This window comes from Escherichia sp. E.sYA108 (genome assembly GCF_011754335.1).
GTDB lineage: Bacteria > Pseudomonadota > Gammaproteobacteria > Enterobacterales > Enterobacteriaceae > Escherichia > Escherichia coli.
Genome location: NZ_JAAQVZ010000001.1, coordinates 1,635,825 through 1,655,098 on the forward strand (window position 1 = coordinate 1,635,825; position 19,274 = coordinate 1,655,098).

Sequence of the window (19,274 nt, forward strand, 5' to 3'; positions counted from 1 at the left end):
TGATAACTACATTTATTATTATTTTTGTGTGTATCGATAAAGTGTGTTTATTTTTTCGGCGTTTAATTATTTAAGAAGTATTTAGTTACAATAAGTGACTAGATCCCTTTTTTCGCTCATTGAATCCTCTGCGCCAGGCAGTACAATCCCGCAGCTTTGGGAATTTTAATTAATTGCTTGTGGGAAAGGGGATAATGAAAAAAATTGCGCTAGCAGGTCTGGCCGGAATGCTGTTGGTTTCTGCATCGGTCAATGCAATGAGCATCAGCGGCCAGGCGGGTAAAGAATACACCAATATTGGTGTCGGTTTTGGGACTGAATCGACGGGCCTGGCGTTAAGCGGTAACTGGACACATAACGACGACGACGGTGATGCCGCGGGCGTGGGGCTGGGGTTGAATCTGCCTCTCGGACCATTAATGGCGACCGTTGGCGGAAAAGGCGTTTACACCAACCCGAACGATGGTGATGAAGGTTATGCAGCGGCAGTTGGCGGTGGTTTGCAGTGGCAAATTGGTGACAGCTTCCGCTTGTTTGGTGAGTATTACTACTCTCCGGATTCGCTCTCCAGCGGAATTAAAAGTTATGAAGAAGCGAATGCTGGCGCGCGTTACACCATTATGCGTCCAGTCAGCATTGAGGCTGGCTACCGTTACCTGAACCTGGCAGGTAAAAATGGCAATCGTGATAACGCCATTGCTGATGGTCCGTATGTTGGGGTAAATGCCAGCTTCTGACGCCTTCCGGCGCGGCGTTCTGTCGCGCCATTCAGTTTCTTACTACGCCCTGTCTCCCTTTGCGTTATAGTGATTCGATAACAAAAGCAGGAGATAACCATGTTAAAAGTGGAAATGTTATCCACCGGGGATGAAGTGTTACACGGGCAAATCGTTGACACTAACGCTGCCTGGCTGGCCGATTTTTTCTTTCATCAGGGGCTGCCATTATCTCGCCGCAATACGGTGGGGGATAATCTTGATGACTTAGTCACCATTCTTCGCGAACGTAGTCAGCACGCCGATGTGCTGATCGTTAACGGCGGGCTGGGACCGACCAGTGATGATTTAAGCGCACTCGCCGCTGCGACAGCAAAAGGTGAAGGCCTGGTGCTGCATGAAGCCTGGCTCAAAGAGATGGAACGCTATTTCCATGAACGGGGACGAGTAATGGCACCGAGCAACCGTAAACAAGCGGAGCTGCCTGCCAGTGCTGAATTTATCAATAACCCGGTAGGCACTGCCTGTGGTTTTGCCATACAGCTTAATCGTTGCCTGATGTTCTTTACCCCCGGCGTACCGTCAGAATTTAAGGTGATGGTCGAGCACGAAATCCTGCCGCGCCTGCGCGAGCGTTTTTCTTTACCACAGCCGCCGGTTTGCCTGCGTTTGACTACCTTTGGTCGTTCGGAAAGCGATCTGGCACAAAGCCTGGACACTCTACAACTGCCGCCGGGCGTAACAATGGGCTATCGCTCCTCAATGCCGATTATCGAACTGAAACTCACCGGACCGGCAAGCGAGGAACAGGCGATGGAAAAACTGTGGCTGGACGTTAAACGTGTTGCCGGACAGAGCGTGATTTTCGAAGGCACCGAAGGACTGCCCGCGCAGATCAGTCGCGAATTGCAGAGCCGCCAGTTCAGCCTGACGCTGAGCGAGCAATTCACCGGTGGTTTATTGGCTTTGCAACTTTCTCGCGCAGATGCTCCATTGCTGGCGTGTGAAGTGGTTCCTTCACAGGAGGAAACCCTGGCGCAAACTGCGCACTGGATTACAGAACGGCGGGCGAACCATTTTGCTGGGTTGGCACTGGCTGTTTCTGGTCTGGAAGATGAGCATCTCAACTTTGCACTAGCCACGCCAGACGGCACTTTCGCTTTGCGTGTACATTTCAGTGCCACACGCTACAGTCTGGCTATTCGCCAGGAAGTCTGCGCAATGATGGCGCTTAATATGCTACGCCGTTGGTTAAACGGCCAGGACATCGCCAGCGAGCATGGCTGGATTGAGGTTGTTGAGTCCATGACCTTATCTGTCTGATTCCGCCACTCTGTGCCGGTTTACTGCACCGGCACATTCCCCCTCCGGCAAAATTTGTCCAACCTGTTGTACTCAATAAGAAAAAATCCGTGCGCTGATTCACAAATTTGTGCGTAATTTCTCCAGTCCGCTGGACGAGAAACGGGATTTGATGCGCTTCACAATTTTACTCCCCCTGAGCAACGAGACTGATTCCAGTATCTAAGACTGGAGTCCAGTATGTTGGAATCAAGCAAAGTTCCCGCCCTGACACGGGCTATTGATATTCTCAATTTGATTGCCCGGATTGGCCCCTGTAGTGCTGCGACGATCATTGACACATTGGGGATCCCTAAAAGCACAGCCTATTTGCTGCTTAATGAACTCAGGCGTCAGCGTTTTCTTAGCCTTGATCACCAGGAAAATTTTTGTTTGTGGACCAGGCTGGTGGAGCTTTCCGGTCATGCGTTAAGCAAGATGGATCTCCGGGAACTGGCTCGACCGCGTTTGACGCAACTGATGGATACCACCGGGCTGTTATGTCACCTGGGGATTATTGATAACGGCAGCGCTTATTACATTTTGAAAGTGGAGTCATCAGCCACTATCAGCGTGCGTTCCCATGAAGGAAAAAGCCTTTCGCTTTATCGCTCCGGAATAGGTAAATGCCTGCTTGCCTGGCAACCTGAAGCTGTACAGAAAAGTATTATCGAAGAGCTGGTCTGGGAGCAGATGACACCCACCACCATTACCCATCCACAACGGCTCTACGAGGAACTGGCGCGTATTCGCCGTCAGGGCTGGAGCTATGACAACGGCGAAGATTATGCCGATGTCCGTTGTGTCGCTGCGCCGGTGTTTAACGCCAATAACGAGCTTACCGCTGCGATTTCGGTGGTCGGTACCCGCTTACAAATCAATGAAGAATACCGTGATTATCTGGCGGGCAAGGCTATTGCCTGCGCCAGGGATATTTCACGTTTGTTGGGATGGAAAAGTCCCTTTGACTTACAGGCCTCATAACAATGGAGAACATCATGACCCTACCAAAAATCAAACAGGTTCGCGCCTGGTTTACTGGCGGTGCGACAGCAGAAAAAGGCGCTGGCGGCGGTGATTATCACGACCAGGGGGCGAATCACTGGATTGATGATCATATTGCCACCCCGATGAGTAAATACCGCGATTACGAGCAGTCACGCCAGTCATTTGGCATTAACGTTCTTGGCACGTTGATTGTTGAAGTTGAAGCAGAAAACGGCCAGACCGGATTCGCTGTTTCGACAGCCGGTGAAATGGGCTGTTTTATTGTCGAAAAACATCTTAACCGTTTCATTGAGGGTAAATGCGTCAGTGATATCAAACTGATCCACGATCAAATGCTCAATGCCACCCTGTATTACTCCGGCTCTGGTGGCCTGGTGATGAATACGATTTCCTGTGTCGATCTGGCTCTGTGGGATCTGTTCGGCAAAGTGGTCGGGCTTCCGGTTTATAAACTTTTAGGTGGTGCAGTTCGTGATGAAATTCAGTTCTACGCCACAGGTGCGCGTCCGGATCTGGCAAAAGAGATGGGCTTTATCGGTGGCAAAATGCCGACGCACTGGGGGCCACATGATGGTGATGCGGGGATCCGCAAAGATGCCGCTATGGTCGCGGATATGCGTGAAAAATGCGGTGAGGATTTCTGGTTAATGCTCGACTGCTGGATGAGTCAGGACGTGAACTATGCCATCAAACTGGCCCACGCTTGCGCGCCCTATAACCTGAAATGGATCGAAGAGTGCCTGCCGCCACAGCAGTATGAAGGTTATCGCGAACTGAAACACAACGCACCAGCGGGGATGATGGTCACCAGCGGTGAGCACCACGGCACACTGCAATCTTTCCGTACGCTTTCAGAAACCGGTATCGACATTATGCAGCCGGATGTTGGCTGGTGCGGTGGCTTAACCACGCTGGTGGAAATTGCCGCAATCGCCAAATCAAGGGGGCAACTGGTGGTGCCACACGGTTCGTCTGTTTACTCCCACCATGCGGTGATCACCTTCACCAATACGCCATTCAGCGAATTCCTGATGACCAGCCCGGATTGTTCAACGATGCGTCCGCAATTTGATCCGATTCTGCTTAATGAGCCAGTACCGGTGAATGGTCGTATTCATAAATCAGTGCTTGATAAACCCGGTTTCGGCGTCGAACTCAATCGTGACTGCAATTTGAAACGCCCCTACAGCCACTAATCACTCCGGGCGTTGCTGTGACAACGGTAACGCCCACATATTCTAAGGAGCTTTTTATGAGCACCGCTTTGCTTGACGCCGTGGTGAAGAAAAACCGCGCGCGTTTAATTCCGTTTATGTTGGCGCTGTATGTGCTGGCGTTTCTCGACCGTTCGAATATTGGTTTTGCCAAACAGACCTACCAGATTGATACCGGGCTGAGTAATGAAGCTTATGCGCTGGGAGCAGGCATTTTCTTTGTGGTATACGCGTTTCTGGGGGTTCCGGCGAATCTTTTGATGCGCAAACTGGGGGCCAGAACCTGGATTGGTACGACAACACTGCTGTGGGGATTTCTTTCGGCTGCCATGGCATGGGCCGATACTGAAGCGAAATTTCTGATCGTTCGCACTCTGCTTGGTGCTGCGGAGGCCGGTTTTTTCCCTGGTATGATTTATCTCACTTCGCAATGGTTTCCGCAGCGTAATCGCGCCAGCATTATGGGGCTGTTCTATATGGGCGCACCGCTGGCGTTAACACTGGGATCACCGCTTTCCGGCGCGCTGCTGGAGATGCATGGATTTATGGGGCATCCCGGCTGGTTCTGGATGTTTGTGATTGAAGGATTGCTGGCAGTCGGCGCTGGGGTATTCACATTCTTTTGGCTTGATGACACACCGGAGCAGGCACGTTTTCTGAGTAAACAAGAAAAAACGTTACTTATCAATCAACTGGCAAGTGAAGAACAACAGAAAGTGACTTCGCGACTGAGCGATGCGTTGCGTAATGGGCGAGTCTGGCAACTGGCGATTATCTACCTGACCATTCAGGTGGCGGTTTACGGATTAATTTTCTTCCTGCCGACCCAGGTTGCTGCATTGCTGGGGACAAAAGTGGGCTTTACGGCGTCGGTGGTCACCGCCATTCCGTGGGTTGCGGCCTTGTTTGGGACCTGGCTTATTCCGCGCTACTCCGATAAAACCGGCGAACGGCGTAATGTCGCAGCGCTGACATTACTGGCGGCGGGCATTGGTATTGGTCTGTCCGGGCTGCTTTCTCCAGTACTGGCGATCGTAGCACTGTGTGTTGCAGCCATCGGGTTTATTGCCGTGCAACCGGTGTTCTGGACGATGCCGACACAGCTTCTTTCCGGTACGGCGCTGGCTGCGGGGATTGGTTTTATAAACCTGTTTGGTGCAGTGGGCGGGTTTATTGCCCCGATCCTGCGCGTGAAAGCAGAAACGTTATTTTCCAGCGATGCGGCGGGATTACTGACGCTGGCAGCGGTGGCGGTCATCGGTTCGCTGATTATTTTCACTCTGCGTGTAAATCGCACTGTTGCGCAGACCGACGTGGCACATCATTAAATAGTTTAAGGAACACGATGAACGCATTATTAACCAATCCCTTTAAAGAACGTTTACGCAAGGGCGAAGTGCAAATTGGTCTGTGGTTAAGCTCAACGACTGCCTATATGGCAGAAATTGCCGCCACTTCCGGTTATGACTGGTTGCTGATTGACGGGGAGCATGCGCCAAACACCATTCAGGATCTTTATCACCAGCTACAGGCGGTAGCGCCCTATGCCAGCCACCCCGTGATCCGTCCGGTGGAAGGCAGTAAGCCGCTGATTAAACAAGTCCTGGATATTGGCGCGCAAACTCTACTGATCCCGATGGTCGATACTGCCGATCAGGCACGTCAGGTGGTGTCTGCCACGCGCTATCCTCCCTACGGTGAGCGTGGTGTTGGGGCCAGTGTGGCACGGGCTGCACGCTGGGGACGCATTGAGAATTACATGGCGCAAGTCAACGATTCGCTTTGTCTGTTGGTGCAGGTGGAAAGTAAAACGGCACTGGATAACCTGGACGAAATCCTCGATGTTGAAGGGATTGATGGCGTGTTTATTGGACCTGCGGATCTTTCTGCGTCGTTGGGCTACCCGGATAACGCCGGGCACCCGGAAGTGCAGCGAATTATTGAAACCAGCATTCGGCGGATCCGTGCTGCGGGTAAAGCGGCTGGTTTTCTGGCTGTGGCTCCTGATATGGCGCAGCAATGCCTGGCGTGGGGAGCGAACTTTGTCGCTGTTGGCGTTGACACGATGCTCTACAGCGATGCCCTGGATCAACGACTGGCGATGTTTAAATCAGGCAAAAATGGGCCACGCGTAAAAGGTAGTTATTGATATCAAAGGCCCATGGGGATCGGCTGTGGGCCTGTGTTAATTAGTGGTTATTCGCTGCCAGATCGGCTTCGCTTAGCTGAGTGGCCGCGAGCACCTGGTCACGATCAATGCCCTGCTCCAGCATGCGCAAAGCAATTTTAATGGCTTGTTCATGCATGCCTTCCTGCAAACCTTCTAATTTACCTTCCTGCCAGCCAATTTGATGTCCTTCCTGCCGTAGCCGTTCAGCAATAGTCATTAATCTCTCCTTTTGTAGTGGTGAACGTTCGGCAATCTCCTGAATAAAGCGGGTGAAACGGGAGGTATCGCCGCATTGCAGCAGATAATTAAACAGTGTTTGTAGCTGACTGTCATTAGTGAAGCCTCTAACCAAAAGCGTGGTGATCCTGTCGACCATACCGATTAAATCGCGGTCGCGAATATGCTTTTGAATCAGTTCCAGCAGAGCTATACGCCGATGTTGCATGATCTCATCGTCAGGTACGATGGTGATATCCACCAACGGAAAAGCTTCGGTGTACAACTGCCGGGCAAGTTGCGGATCGTCAAACTCATCCAGCCAGTTGAGTGAGTACGGGTAGGGCGAGGCTTCGCCATGATAAAACAGCAATGGCACCACCAGCGGAACTCTGTCATAGCCTTTATCCAGGTGACGCTGCATGGCGGCAGTGGCATAGCGCATTAGCCGAAAAGCCATATTCTTTTCTGCAGAGCTTTGATGTTCAATCACGCAGTAGATATAGCCGTCACCCTCGCTGGTTTCCACGGACCACAAAACATCCGAGTAGTAAGCGCGTAAACTTTTTTCAATAAAACTGGTGGGTTCCAGGCGTAAGGTTTGCAGGTTGCAAAGCTTGCGCAGCGGCTCTGGTAGATGTATTTCCAGAAAATCCCGTGCGGTTTCGGGTGTGAACATAAAGGTTTTAAACACCGCATCATGCGGGGAGGAGGTTGTTGATTCGGTCATGGTTGTCCGTCACCTGATATTTATGATGACGCGACATTACGGTTATCCCAGGCCTTTGACATCTGCCAGTTTCAGCCTTTGCGAGACGTTTTCAGAGGAATTTTCACTGCGTTGCAACGCATACATTGGGCACGGAATCGTGTACGCAAAAATGCCCGGTAACAACATGCTTACCGGGCATCAGAAAGGAGTTTAAGCCAGCGCCTGTGCCAGCAGCGTAATCGGATGTTCGCAGCGAAGACTTGTGGACATCTCAATCTGCCATTTGCAGGTTTCGCAGTCGGTGACCACCAGATCTGCGCCGCTCTCTTCTATCTGGCGGAACAGTGGTGCGCCGATGGCTTGTGAAGTGGGGTAGTTCTCTTTTTTGAAACCGTAAGTTCCCGCAATACCGCAGCACTGGGAATCCAGCACCGTTAACTCAAGCCCCGGGATTTTACGCAACAGCTCCAGGGTGTAGAGCGTCCAGCCCATTTTTTCCATATGGCACGGAGTGTGATAAACCACTTTCAGCGGCAGCGGTTTCAGCGGTAACGTTTTGCCTTCGTCCAGCTTGCGCCACAGCCAGCGGGTCGCCAGTTCGATATGATCGCGCAAGCCTTTGTTGTCGACATTCAGCACTTCCGGGTATTCGTCGCGCAGGGCAAATGTACACGTTGAGGAGGTGGCAATCACCGGAATGCCTTTTACTCCCACAGCTTCGCGGATCGACTCTACATTCGTAATTGCCTGTTTGCGTGCTTTATCGGTAAAACCGTTGGCGATCAGCGGTACGCCGCAGCATTTTTCTTTGCTGAGCAGTTGTACACCGGTACCCATCGCGTTGAGCACTTTAATTAAATCTTTGCCTAGCTGCGGATGGTTGTAGTTAACGAAGCAGCCGTGAAAGAAAGCGACCTGGTCTTTATACTGCGCTTGCTGAGCCGCCACACTGCGATACCAGCGACGGAACGTACCGAAGGAGTATTTCGGTAGCGTGCGACGGTGGTCGATTTTTAACGCCGCATCAAGCAACTGCCGCACCGGTTTCAGCGAGGTAGCAGTGTTGACGATGGGGGCGAACGGCGTGGAAACGCTACCCATCAGGTCGGTATGACTCAACACAAAATTACGCAGCGACGGGCGTGTGGTGTCATATTTCGCCCGCGCGCGCTGGATAATATCGCCAATCTTCACATCGGACGGGCAGGCGACTTCACAACGTTTGCAGTTGATGCAATATTTCAGCGCCTCGTCATACAGTGCACCATCTTTTAAACGCAGACGCTCGCCATCCGGCCCGGCTTGTTTTGGCCCCGGATAACCCGGATTCACCCGGCTCACCGGGCAGGCGGTGGTGCAGACGGTGCACTTAATGCAGTTTTCGAAGCTGGTGTCATTCATTGTTGGCCTCCTGCGCGTTGGGCAATCTGTTGAGCGACATGTAAAGCACTGACGGCACAAACACCGCCGCCGCATCCCTGGGCGATGGGATCAAATCCGCCCAGCACCGAACCGATGGCAAACAGGTTCTCAATGGTTTGCCCCGCCTGCGACGGGCGTAGCGCCTCATCAGTGGTTACACCGAACTGCTGCCACGGCTGCGGCGCAAAAAAATCGCCCTTATACCATTCACCCCGCGTAGCGGTTTGTAGCACATCAAGGCCGAGAATCGGCTCGCGAATGCCGTCACGTTCTGCCACCAGTCCGCCGCTAAAGAAACTGCCGCTCGCAAGCACCACAAATCGTGGGCGCAGCGGGATATCGGCGTGATTGCGCGTCCAGATTTCATTCACCACGCCATTTTTACAGGTCACTTTTTTCACTTCATCGCCCGGCATCCACACACCGCCCTGACGCACAAACTGACGCTGCAACTGGTTTTGCAGACGTATCCCCAGCACTGAAGGTGGTAGTGTTGGCAGAAGCATCAGTGAACAAGGTAGTTTTTCATTCAGCCAACGCCACAGTTTGTCATCGGCCAGGCCGAAACAGGCGGGCATCAGGATCATTTCACAGGTATTGGCGACAGGGATTAGCGCATCAATTATCAGCGGCCAGTTTTCTTCGTTATCAAGGAAACGGGCGATATTCACCGCGCGAAACTCGGTGGCGTTATTGCGCAGGACATCCAGTTCCGGCAGTTCTATTTCTGCGGTTTCAACGGCAAGGTCGAGTTCGCGCAACGAAGCCGCCGCAAGATGCGCCTGAAAATCCATCAGGCCGCTAATTCCCACCACGCATATTTTCTTCGCGGGCAGCGGCCAGACAGGGACTTCTGGCGAACTTAGCCAGGTTGAGCGCAGAGTGCCAAGCGGTGTAATCCGCTGGTGAGCCAGCTCTACGCTGCCCTGCAATTGCGCACCGCTTTCAGCGATTAATGCCTGCGCCTGGCAAGCGAGATCGAGCACGCGTTGTGGCCCGAGAAGAGTGTAAGGATGGGCAGGTGCCTGCTGACGCAAAGATTCCAGTCCACTGTGAATGTCTGTCACCGGTTGACCATCCGGCAGATGGCTCAGCAAATCCAGCGATCCAGATGAGAAATGCAGCGCGCTTTGACCACGAGTGACAATGGCACAGCGCAGGCCGTGTTTTTGCAGTTGCAGGCCACAGAGTAATCCGGCGAGGCCGCCGCCCATAATGACAGTATCAAAGCGCATCTTTCTGCTCCTTCTCCAGACCACACAATCCCTGATAAACCCAGCGGGTAAATTCGCTTTCGCGCAGTGCATCTCCCCAGGCGATGGGTTGCACGCCTTTCCAGCGTTCGTTTAGGAAGGTGGAAAGTTGCTCGATAGATTGCGCGGACGTCGTGACGTTAAAACGTTGCAGCAGTCCGGCAGCGCGGCAGGCGCAGAGTTCGCCCTGGCAGGTGCCCATCCCCACACGGGTACGACGGCGTAAATCCAGCAGGCTATTAACGTTTAAATTTTCTACCGCGTACTGCACTTCACCCGCAGTTACCGCTTCGCACTCACATACCAGGCTACGGTGCAGACGGCCTTCGCTCAGCCAGGCAGGCGTGCGATCGCCATGACGATAAACCGCAGAACCGCGCAGCGGGGCAGGCAGGGAGATGACTTTACGCAAGGTAGCTTCAGCGGGTTCCTGTGAACCAGGAAGTGCCAGATCGGCGGTCGTACAGGGGCGCGTGTTGCCCAGTTTGCGGCATACGGCGTCGGTAGCCCATTCCGCCATCAGCCGATAGGTCATCAGTTTGCCACCGGTGATGGTGATAAACCCGTCCAGACCATCGCGTTCAGCATGGTCGAGCAGCACGATGCCACGGCTGACGTTACGCCCGCTCGGATCGTCATCGCTGGCAACCAGCGGGCGTACGCCAGAGTAGGCCCGCAAAATGCGCGTTTTCGCCATCACGGGGGCCAGTTTTTCCCCTTCACGCAGCAGAATATCAACTTCTTCTGCCGTCACTCGATTATCGTCAATCTCGTTGTAATCAATACGTAAAGAGGTGGTGCCAATCAGCGAAATGGTATCGCCAGGCACCAGAATATCGGCGTCGGAAGGTTTGCGGCAGCGGTTGATCACATGCTGATTAATGCGGTGATCCATGATCAGCAGCGATCCTTTCGCCGGGAACATGCGAATGCGCAGATCGGCATATTCGGCAATGTGTTGCCCCCAGATCCCGGCGGCATTAACTACGACAGGCGCATGAAGTGCCTGAATTTCGCCGGTGAGATGGTTACGTACACGAACACCGCACACCGTCGCGCCTTCACGAATCAGCCCCGTGACTTCATGAGCGGTAAGGATAACGGCACCGTGTTCTTTGGCATCCAGCATGTTTGCTGCTGTCAGACGAAATGGATCAACGGTGCCATCCGGAACTTTCACCGCGCCAATCAGTGCCGGGTTAACGGCAGGTTCGATAATGCGCGCTTGCTGCGGCTCAATGGCTTCTGCGTTGATCCCTGCTTCTTCGCAGGCGCGGATAAAAGTGGCCTGGAAGGAGAGGTCATCTTCCGGCAGGGTGATAAACAGGCCGTTGGTTGGTTCTACGCAGTGACGTGCAATGCGTTTCAGGATCTGGTTTTCACTAATACATTCGCGGGCCGATTCCGCATCGGTTACCGCATAGCGCGCACCGCTGTGCAGCAGGCCGTGGTTACGCCCGGTGGCACCGGTTGCGATGTCGTGGCGCTCAACCAAAATCACGCGCAGCCCGCGCAGGGCACAGTCGCGGGCAATCCCGGCTCCCGTTGCGCCACCGCCAATGATAATCACGTCACTTGATTGCGAGTCGCGAGTTTTCATTGTTATCCCTCTGAAGTTCGTTTTTTACCATTTAGCCATAGTAAAAACATGAATTGTTTGATTTCGCGCATATTCGCTCATAATTCGAAAGTGAAACGTGATTTCATGCGTCATTCTGAACATTTCAACCATCGTATTTAATAATGTGTGCGGTAATTCACATTTAATTTATGAATGTTTTCTTAACATCGCGGCAACTCAAGAAACGGCAGGTTCTCCCACGGAATCAGGCTGTTAATCATAAATAAGACCACGGGCCACGGAGGCTATCAATGTTGAGTATTTTTAAACCAGCGCCACACAAAGCGCGCTTACCTGCCGCGGAGATCGATCCGACTTATCGTCGATTGCGCTGGCAAATTTTCCTGGGGATATTCTTTGGCTATGCTGCTTACTATTTGGTTCGTAAGAACTTTGCGCTCGCTATGCCTTATCTGGTTGAGCAGGGATTCTCACGCGGTGATTTAGGTTTTGCCCTTTCGGGGATCTCGATTGCTTATGGATTTTCGAAATTCATCATGGGTTCGGTATCGGATCGCTCGAATCCGCGCGTTTTCCTGCCCGCAGGTTTGATTCTGGCGGCGGCAGTGATGTTGTTTATGGGCTTTGTGCCATGGGCGACGTCGAGCATTGCGGTGATGTTTGTACTGTTGTTCCTCTGCGGTTGGTTCCAGGGGATGGGGTGGCCGCCGTGTGGTCGTACTATGGTGCACTGGTGGTCGCAGAAAGAACGTGGCGGCATTGTGTCAGTGTGGAACTGTGCGCACAACGTCGGTGGTGGTATTCCGCCGCTGCTGTTCCTGCTGGGGATGGCCTGGTTCAATGACTGGCACGCGGCGCTCTATATGCCCGCTTTCTGCGCCATTCTGGTGGCACTGTTCGCCTTTGCGATGATGCGCGATACCCCGCAATCCTGTGGCCTGCCGCCGATCGAAGAGTACAAAAATGATTATCCGGACGACTATAACGAAAAAGCGGAACAGGAGCTGACCGCGAAGCAGATCTTCATGCAGTACGTGCTGCCGAACAAACTGCTGTGGTACATCGCCATTGCCAACGTGTTCGTTTATCTGCTGCGTTACGGCATCCTCGACTGGTCACCGACTTATCTGAAAGAGGTTAAGCATTTCGCGCTGGATAAATCCTCCTGGGCCTACTTCCTTTATGAATATGCAGGTATTCCGGGCACCCTGCTGTGCGGCTGGATGTCGGATAAAGTCTTTCGTGGTAACCGTGGGGCAACCGGCGTCTTCTTTATGACACTGGTGACCATCGCGACTATCGTTTACTGGATGAACCCGGCAGGTAACCCAACCGTCGATATGATTTGTATGATTGTTATCGGCTTCCTGATCTATGGCCCTGTGATGCTGATCGGTCTACATGCGCTGGAACTGGCACCGAAAAAAGCGGCAGGTACGGCAGCGGGTTTTACCGGGCTGTTTGGTTACCTCGGCGGTTCGGTGGCGGCGAGCGCGATTGTTGGCTACACCGTGGACTTCTTCGGCTGGGATGGCGGCTTTATGGTAATGATTGGCGGCAGCATTCTGGCGGTTATCTTGTTGATTGTTGTGATGATTGGCGAAAAACGTCGCCATGAACAATTACTGCAAAAACGCAACGGAGGCTAATGGCATGAAATTGACGCTGAAAAACCTTAGCATGGCGATCATGATGAGCACTATAGTCATGGGAAGCAGTGCAATGGCGGCGGACAGCAACGAAAAAATAGTCATCGCCCATCGCGGTGCCAGTGGATATTTGCCGGAGCATACGCTGCCAGCAAAAGCGATGGCGTATGCGCAGGGAGCGGATTATCTGGAACAGGATTTGGTGATGACCAAAGACGACCATCTGGTTGTTCTGCATGACCATTATCTCGATCGTGTTACTGATGTTGCCGATCGTTTCCCGGATCGAGCGCGCAAAGACGGTCGTTACTACGCGATAGATTTCACGCTGGATGAAATTAAGTCGCTGAAATTTACCGAAGGTTTCGATATTGAAAACGGTAAAAAAGTGCAGACTTATCCGGGGCGTTTCCCAATGGGTAAATCTGACTTCCGGGTGCACACCTTTGAAGAAGAGATTGAATTTGTTCAGGGGTTAAACCACTCTACCGGGAAAAATATCGGTATCTATCCAGAAATTAAAGCGCCGTGGTTCCATCATCAGGAAGGGAAGGATATTGCGGCAAAAACGCTGGAAGTGCTGAAGAAATATGGTTACACCGGTAAGGACGACAAAGTTTATTTGCAATGTTTTGATGCTGATGAGCTGAAGCGTATTAAGAATGTGCTGGAACCCAAAATGGGTATGGATCTCAATCTGGTACAGCTGATTGCCTATACCGACTGGAATGAAACGCAGCAGAAACAGCCGGACGGAAGCTGGGTTAATTACAATTACGACTGGATGTTTAAGCCGGGGGCTATGAAACAGGTGGCGGAATATGCTGATGGTATTGGTCCGGATTACCATATGTTGATTGAGGAGACATCGCAGCCGGGTAATATCAAACTCACTGGCATGGTGCAAGATGCTCAGCAGAATAAACTGGTAGTGCATCCTTATACCGTGCGGTCAGATAAACTGCCTGAATACACTACTGATGTGAATCAGTTATATGATGCTCTGTATAACAAAGCGGGTGTAAACGGGCTATTTACTGATTTCCCTGATAAGGCAGTAAAATTCCTTAATAAAGAGTAAATTAACTACCGGATGGCACTTATGTGCTATCCGATACCACTCTTCATTAAAGTCTGTGGGTTATCCTTAATTGCAATTATTTTGAGCGAGATGACTTGTTCCCGGCATAAGATACTCGTCAATACAACACGTATTATTAAGATTTTCCTCAGCTAAACATCTATAGTCATTGTCGTTAATAAAAAACGACAGGCGATAGGGTATGGCAGTTTCAGCAAAGCACGACGAATTTAATCACTGGTGGGCAACAGAGGGCGACTGGGTTGAAGAGCCTAACTATCGCCGTAATGGTATGAGCGGGGTGCAATGCGTCGAGCGCAACGGCAAAAAGCTGTATGTAAAGCGCATGACGCATCATCTGTTTCATTCTGTACGTTACCCGTTCGGCCGACCAACGATTGTCCGTGAGGTTGCGGTAATTAAAGAACTGGAACGGGCCGGTGTCATCGTGCCGAAGATCGTTTTTGGTGAAGCGGTGAAAGTTGAGGGTGAATGGCGCGCGTTGCTGGTGACTGAAGATATGGCGGGGTTCATCAGCATTGCTGACTGGTATGCCCGGCATGCAGTATCGCCTTATTCTGACGAAGTACGGCAAGCCATGTTGAAAGCAGTGGCGCTGGCGTTTAAGAAAATGCATAGCGTTAATCGTCAGCATGGCTGTTGTTATGTTCGCCATATCTATGTGAAAACAGAAGGTAAGGCAGAAGCTGGATTTCTTGACCTGGAGAAAAGTCGTCGCCGCTTGCGTCGTGATAAAGCGATTAATCATGACTTCCGCCAGCTGGAAAAATATCTGGAGCCGATCCCCAAAGCGGACTGGGAGCAGGTGAAAGCATATTACTACGCTATGTAATCGTTGTAGGCCAGATAAGACGTATAAGCGTCGTATCTGGCGTTAAAACCAATTCACATCTCGATTTCAATATCGCCTTTTGCCCGGCAACAACAGGGCAAAATTTCCCCCGGCTGAATAAAAGCTAACGGTTCGGCAATCCAGTCCACCTGGCCTGCGACCAGTCGGGTGCGACAGGAGCCGCAGTAACCTTCGCGGCACTGGTACTCAACCGCCACATTGTGGGATTCCAGCGCCGCCAGAAGGGAAGGGTGTTCATCCTGGCACAGCAGTTGTGTGCCAGTAATGCGCAGGGTAACGCGGGCCATCAGAGCTGGAAGTTACTCAAATCGTCGGTGTCCACTTCCGCGTCAATCTGCCCGACCAGATAAGAACTGACTTCCACTTCCTGCGGAGCAACCTGCACGTTATCAGACACCAGCCAGGTGTTGATCCACGGGATCGGGTTGGAGCGCGTCTGGAACGGCAGATCCAAACCGACTGCCTGCATACGGATATTGGTGATGTATTCAACGTACTGGCAGAGGATGTCTTTATTCAGACCAATCATCGAACCATCACGGAACAGATAATCCGCCCAGTCTTTCTCTTGCTGTGCCGCCTGGACAAACAGGTCATAGCACTCCTGCTTACATTCTTCGGCAATTTCCGCCATCTCCGGATCATCCGCGCCGCTGCGCAGCAGATTCAGCATATGCTGGGTGCCGGTCAGGTGCAGGGCTTCGTCGCGGGCAATCAGGCGAATAATTTTGGCGTTACCTTCCATCAGCTCACGTTCAGCGAATGCGAAAGAGCAGGCAAAGCTGACGTAGAAACGGATCGCTTCCAGCGCGTTAACGCTCATCAGGCAGAGATACAGTTTTTTCTTCAGCTCGCGCAGGCTAACGGTTACGGTTTTACCGTTAACGGTGTGGGTGCCTTCGCCCAGCAGATGCCAGTAGCTGGTCATTTCGATCAGTTCATCGTAATAGCTGGAGATCCCTTCCGCACGTTTCTGGATCTGCTCGTTGGTGACGATATCGTCAAAGACAACTGACGGATCGTTAACGATATTACGGATGATATGGGTATAGGAGCGGGAATGAATCGTTTCTGAGAACGCCCAGGTTTCTACCCAGGTTTCCAGTTCCGGGATCGAGATCAGCGGCAGCAGTGCCACGTTCGGACTGCGACCCTGAATGGAATCCAGCAGCGTCTGATATTTCAGGTTGCTGATAAAGATGTGTTTTTCGTGTTCAGGCAGTGCCTGGTAATCGATACGGTCGCGGGAGACGTCAACTTCTTCCGGACGCCAGAAGAAAGAGAGCTGCTTTTCGATCAGCTTTTCGAAGATGTCATATTTTTGCTGATCGTAGCGAGCCACGTTGACCGGCTGACCAAAGAACATTGGTTCTTTGAGCTGATCATTTTTCGTCTGTGAAAAGGTGGTATATGCCATGAATGTGTCCTGTTAGGAGTTTTATGCCGGATGCGCTTCGCTTATCCGGCCTACAAACCGCATCGTAGGCTGGGTAGGGCGTTCATGCCGCATCTGGGCATCCAGTGCCGGATGCGCTTCGCTTATCCGGCCTACAAATTGGACCCGTAGGCCGGGTAGGGCGCTCACGCCGCATCCGGCATCACAATATCAGATCTTACATGCGCCGCTTTCGCAGCCATCGTCCTGGATTGACGGCACCAGATCGTCCTGCGCGTCTTCTGCGCCGTCACGGGTGTTCTGATAATACAGCGTTTTGACCCCGAATTTGTAGGCAGTGAGCAGGTCTTTCAGCAACTGCTGCATCGGCACTTTTCCTGACGGGAAACGTGACGGATCGTAGTTGGTGTTAGCAGAGATCGACTGATCGATAAATTTCTGCATGATACCCACCAGTTGCAGGTAGCCATCGTTACCCGGCATTTCCCACAGCAGCTCATAGGCGTCGTGCAGATGCTCGTAGTCCGGCACCACCTGGCGCAGAATACCGTCTTTCGACGCTTTGATGCTGACGTAACCGCGCGGCGGTTCAATACCGTTAGTGGCGTTAGAGATCTGCGAAGAAGTCTCGGACGGCATCAGGGCAGAAAGCGTGGAGTTACGCAGGCCGTGCGTTTTGATTGACTCACGCAGTGCTTCCCAGTCGTAATGCAGCGGCTCATTAGCGATGGCATCCAGATCTTTCTTATAGGTATCGATCGGCAGGATCCCTTTCGCGTAAGTGGTTTCGTTAAACCACGGGCACGCGCCTTGCTCTTTCGCCAGCTCATTAGATGCTTTCAGCAGGTAATACTGAATGGCTTCGAAGGTTTTATGCGTCAGGTTGTTGGCGCTGCCGTCGGAGTAGCGTTTACCGTGCTTCGCCAGGTAGTAAGCGAAGTTGATCACACCAATACCCAGCGTACGACGACCCATCGCTCCACGTTTGGCGGCCGGGATCGGGTAATCCTGATAATCCAGCAGCGCGTCGAGTGCGCGTACTGCCAGAATTGCCAGCTCTTCCAGTTCATCCAGGCTGTTAATTGCGCCCAGGTTGAAAGCAGACAGCGTACACAGCGCGATTTCACCGTTCTCGTCGTTGACGTCGTTCAGCGGTTTGGTCGGCAGGGCGATTTCCAGGCACAGGTTAGACTGGCGCACTGGCGCGATGGCCGGATCAAACGGGCTATGGGTATTGCAGTGGTCAACGTTCTGAATATAGATACGACCGGTAGACGCACGTTCCTGCATCATCAGCGAGAACAGCTCAACGGCTTTCACACGTTGCTTGCGGATGCTGTCGTCTTTCTCATATTTGGTATACAGGCGTTCAAACTCTTCCTGATCGGCGAAGAACGCGTCATACAGCCCCGGTACGTCGGACGGGCTGAACAGAGTGATATCTTCACCTTTCAGCAGACGGGTATACATCAGTTTGTTGATTTGAACCCCGTAGTCCATATGACGCACGCGGTTGCCTTCCACACCACGGTTGTTTTTCAACACCAGCAGGCTTTCCACTTCCAGATGCCACATCGGGTAGAACAGCGTTGCCGCACCGCCGCGCACACCGCCCTGAGAGCAGGATTTCACCGCTGTCTGGAAATGTTTGTAGAACGGAATACAACCGGTATGGAACGCTTCGCCACCGCGAATCGGGCTACCCAGCGCACGAATACGCCCGGCGTTAATGCCGATCCCGGCACGCTGGGAAACGTATTTAACAATCGCGCTGGAGGTGGCGTTGATGGAATCCAGGCTGTCGCCGCACTCAATCAGCACGCAGGAGCTGAACTGACGAGTCGGGGTACGCACGCCGGACATGATTGGCGTCGGCAGCGAAATTTTAAATGTGGAAACCGCGTCGTAAAAACGCTTCACGTATTGCAGGCGCGTTTCACGCGGGTAGTTCGAGAACAGGCACGCGGCAACCAGAATATAAAGGAACTGGGCGCTTTCGTAGATTTCGCCGGTCACGCGGTTCTGTACCAGATATTTGCCTTCCAGCTGCTTAACGGCAGCATAAGAGAAGGTCATATCACGGTCGTGATCGATAAACGTGTCCATCTGCTTGAACTCTTCTTCCGTGTAGTCTTCCAGCAGATGATTATCGTATTTGCCCATCTCGACCATTTTCACCACATGGTCGTACAGCGCAGGCGGCTCAAACTGACCGTAGGCTTTTTTACGCAGGTGGAAGATCGCCAGACGTGCGGCGAGATACTGATAATCCGGCGCATCACGGGAGATCAGGTCTGCGGCAGCCTTGATAATGGTTTCGTGGATGTCAGAGGTCTTGATACCGTCATAAAACTGAATGTGGGAGCGCAGCTCGACCTGGGAAATCGAAACGTTATGCAGTCCTTCTGCCGCCCAATCCAGAACGCGATGGATTTTGTCGAGATTGATGCGCTCTGTGCTACCGTCGCGCTTTGTCACCAGCAGATTCTGATTCATGTATGTCGTACCTGTTTTTCAATAGCTTCATGCAGACTACCTGTAGTGAGGGAAGCTGCTAAGAACACTATATATAGGGGGTATGTTTGGGATTCACTGCAAGATAGTGTGAAACTGGCCCTCTTGCAAGTGCATAACTTTGTG

The 19,274-nt window shown here is 52.2% G+C and carries 16 protein-coding genes; 9 read left to right on the forward strand and 7 right to left on the reverse strand.

What is annotated here, in order from left to right:
* The first annotated feature begins 194 nt into the window (after positions 1-194).
* The 6 genes from HBM92_RS07755 to yfaU all read left to right on the forward strand — a co-directional run bounded on the left by HBM92_RS07755 (position 195) and on the right by yfaU (position 6,428).
* On the forward strand, positions 195-737 hold the full coding sequence (locus HBM92_RS07755) for a YfaZ family outer membrane protein (protein WP_001296251.1): 543 nt from the start codon (positions 195-197) through the stop codon (positions 735-737).
* A gap of 99 nt (positions 738-836) precedes the next feature.
* Positions 837-2,039, forward strand: coding sequence for a nicotinamide mononucleotide deamidase-related protein YfaY (locus HBM92_RS07760; protein WP_000921605.1), 1,203 nt, complete (start codon positions 837-839; stop codon positions 2,037-2,039).
* 219 nt (positions 2,040-2,258) lie between these two features.
* Positions 2,259-3,041 (forward strand): IclR family transcriptional regulator, encoded by a 783-nt coding sequence (locus tag HBM92_RS07765; RefSeq protein WP_000894191.1) that lies wholly within the window; start codon positions 2,259-2,261, stop codon positions 3,039-3,041.
* Between the two features lie 14 nt (positions 3,042-3,055).
* The gene (rhmD, locus tag HBM92_RS07770; RefSeq protein ID WP_001529341.1) at positions 3,056-4,261 is read left to right on the forward strand and encodes an L-rhamnonate dehydratase; all 1,206 of its coding nucleotides are present in this window, start codon (positions 3,056-3,058) and stop codon (positions 4,259-4,261) included.
* Between the two features lie 56 nt (positions 4,262-4,317).
* Positions 4,318-5,607 carry an MFS transporter gene (locus tag HBM92_RS07775; RefSeq protein ID WP_001297939.1) on the forward strand — a complete coding sequence of 430 codons (1,290 nt, stop codon included), beginning with the start codon at positions 4,318-4,320 and terminating at the stop codon, positions 5,605-5,607.
* A gap of 17 nt (positions 5,608-5,624) precedes the next feature.
* Positions 5,625-6,428 carry a 2-keto-3-deoxy-L-rhamnonate aldolase gene (yfaU, locus tag HBM92_RS07780; protein ID WP_000992976.1) on the forward strand — a complete coding sequence of 268 codons (804 nt, stop codon included), beginning with the start codon at positions 5,625-5,627 and terminating at the stop codon, positions 6,426-6,428.
* Between the two features lie 40 nt (positions 6,429-6,468).
* On the opposite strand, the gene HBM92_RS07785 is transcribed toward yfaU, so the two are convergent.
* The 4 genes from HBM92_RS07785 to glpA all read right to left on the reverse strand — a co-directional run bounded on the left by HBM92_RS07785 (position 6,469) and on the right by glpA (position 11,652).
* Positions 6,469-7,395, reverse strand: a complete 927-nt coding sequence (locus HBM92_RS07785; RefSeq protein WP_000140607.1) for an ISNCY family transposase — start codon at positions 7,393-7,395, stop codon at positions 6,469-6,471.
* Positions 7,396-7,587: 192 nt separating this feature from the next.
* A complete protein-coding gene (gene glpC / locus HBM92_RS07790) occupies positions 7,588-8,778 on the reverse strand; it encodes an anaerobic glycerol-3-phosphate dehydrogenase subunit GlpC (protein WP_001000377.1) in 1,191 nt (396 codons plus the stop codon).
* Positions 8,775-10,034, reverse strand: a complete 1,260-nt coding sequence (glpB, locus tag HBM92_RS07795) for a glycerol-3-phosphate dehydrogenase subunit GlpB (protein ID WP_001209933.1) — start codon at positions 10,032-10,034, stop codon at positions 8,775-8,777. The genes glpC and glpB overlap by 4 nt, the downstream gene beginning before the upstream one ends.
* Complete coding sequence (gene glpA / locus HBM92_RS07800) at positions 10,024-11,652, reverse strand: anaerobic glycerol-3-phosphate dehydrogenase subunit A (protein WP_000857226.1); 1,629 nt, start codon at positions 11,650-11,652, stop codon at positions 10,024-10,026. Before glpA ends, glpB begins: the two co-directional genes overlap by 11 nt.
* Before the next feature lie 272 nt (positions 11,653-11,924).
* Between glpA and glpT the strand changes: the two genes are divergently transcribed.
* The 3 genes from glpT (at position 11,925) to inaA (ending at position 15,217) form a co-directional block, all read left to right on the forward strand.
* The gene (glpT, locus tag HBM92_RS07805; RefSeq protein WP_000948732.1) at positions 11,925-13,283 is read left to right on the forward strand and encodes a glycerol-3-phosphate transporter; all 1,359 of its coding nucleotides are present in this window, start codon (positions 11,925-11,927) and stop codon (positions 13,281-13,283) included.
* Between the two features lie 4 nt (positions 13,284-13,287).
* Entirely contained in the window at positions 13,288-14,364 is a 1,077-nt protein-coding gene (gene glpQ, locus HBM92_RS07810; RefSeq protein ID WP_000779093.1) for a glycerophosphodiester phosphodiesterase, read from the forward strand.
* A 202-nt stretch (positions 14,365-14,566) separates the two neighbouring features.
* A complete protein-coding gene (inaA, locus tag HBM92_RS07815; protein ID WP_000301034.1) occupies positions 14,567-15,217 on the forward strand; it encodes a lipopolysaccharide kinase InaA in 651 nt (216 codons plus the stop codon).
* A gap of 53 nt (positions 15,218-15,270) precedes the next feature.
* Here inaA and yfaE read toward each other — a convergent pair whose 3' ends face one another.
* The 3 genes from yfaE to nrdA all read right to left on the reverse strand — a co-directional run bounded on the left by yfaE (position 15,271) and on the right by nrdA (position 19,130).
* Positions 15,271-15,525 (reverse strand): ferredoxin-like diferric-tyrosyl radical cofactor maintenance protein YfaE, encoded by a 255-nt coding sequence (gene yfaE / locus HBM92_RS07820; protein ID WP_000135040.1) that lies wholly within the window; start codon positions 15,523-15,525, stop codon positions 15,271-15,273.
* Positions 15,525-16,655, reverse strand: coding sequence for a class Ia ribonucleoside-diphosphate reductase subunit beta (nrdB, locus tag HBM92_RS07825; protein WP_000332036.1), 1,131 nt, complete (start codon positions 16,653-16,655; stop codon positions 15,525-15,527). Before nrdB ends, yfaE begins: the two co-directional genes overlap by 1 nt.
* Positions 16,656-16,844: 189 nt before the next feature.
* Entirely contained in the window at positions 16,845-19,130 is a 2,286-nt protein-coding gene (gene nrdA / locus HBM92_RS07830) for a class 1a ribonucleoside-diphosphate reductase subunit alpha (RefSeq protein WP_001075170.1), read from the reverse strand.
* Positions 19,131-19,274 lie beyond the last annotated feature (144 nt).

Bases quoted from the DNA above. Each gene is read 5' to 3' on its own strand.
- HBM92_RS07775 (WP_001297939.1), top strand. From the start codon at position 4,318: ATGAGCACCGCTTTGCTTGACGCCGTGGTGAAGAAAAACCGCGCGCGT.
- nrdA (WP_001075170.1), bottom strand. From the start codon at position 19,130: ATGAATCAGAATCTGCTGGTGACAAAGCGCGACGGTAGCACAGAGCGC.
- glpA (WP_000857226.1), bottom strand. From the start codon at position 11,652: ATGAAAACTCGCGACTCGCAATCAAGTGACGTGATTATCATTGGCGGT.
- glpQ (WP_000779093.1), top strand. From the start codon at position 13,288: ATGAAATTGACGCTGAAAAACCTTAGCATGGCGATCATGATGAGCACT.
- inaA (WP_000301034.1), top strand. From the start codon at position 14,567: ATGGCAGTTTCAGCAAAGCACGACGAATTTAATCACTGGTGGGCAACA.
- nrdB (WP_000332036.1), bottom strand. From the start codon at position 16,655: ATGGCATATACCACCTTTTCACAGACGAAAAATGATCAGCTCAAAGAA.
- glpC (WP_001000377.1), bottom strand. From the start codon at position 8,778: ATGAATGACACCAGCTTCGAAAACTGCATTAAGTGCACCGTCTGCACC.
- glpT (WP_000948732.1), top strand. From the start codon at position 11,925: ATGTTGAGTATTTTTAAACCAGCGCCACACAAAGCGCGCTTACCTGCC.
- yfaE (WP_000135040.1), bottom strand. From the start codon at position 15,525: ATGGCCCGCGTTACCCTGCGCATTACTGGCACACAACTGCTGTGCCAG.
- HBM92_RS07760 (WP_000921605.1), top strand. From the start codon at position 837: ATGTTAAAAGTGGAAATGTTATCCACCGGGGATGAAGTGTTACACGGG.
- glpB (WP_001209933.1), bottom strand. From the start codon at position 10,034: ATGCGCTTTGATACTGTCATTATGGGCGGCGGCCTCGCCGGATTACTC.
- HBM92_RS07755 (WP_001296251.1), top strand. From the start codon at position 195: ATGAAAAAAATTGCGCTAGCAGGTCTGGCCGGAATGCTGTTGGTTTCT.
- yfaU (WP_000992976.1), top strand. From the start codon at position 5,625: ATGAACGCATTATTAACCAATCCCTTTAAAGAACGTTTACGCAAGGGC.
- HBM92_RS07765 (WP_000894191.1), top strand. From the start codon at position 2,259: ATGTTGGAATCAAGCAAAGTTCCCGCCCTGACACGGGCTATTGATATT.
- rhmD (WP_001529341.1), top strand. From the start codon at position 3,056: ATGACCCTACCAAAAATCAAACAGGTTCGCGCCTGGTTTACTGGCGGT.
- HBM92_RS07785 (WP_000140607.1), bottom strand. From the start codon at position 7,395: ATGACCGAATCAACAACCTCCTCCCCGCATGATGCGGTGTTTAAAACC.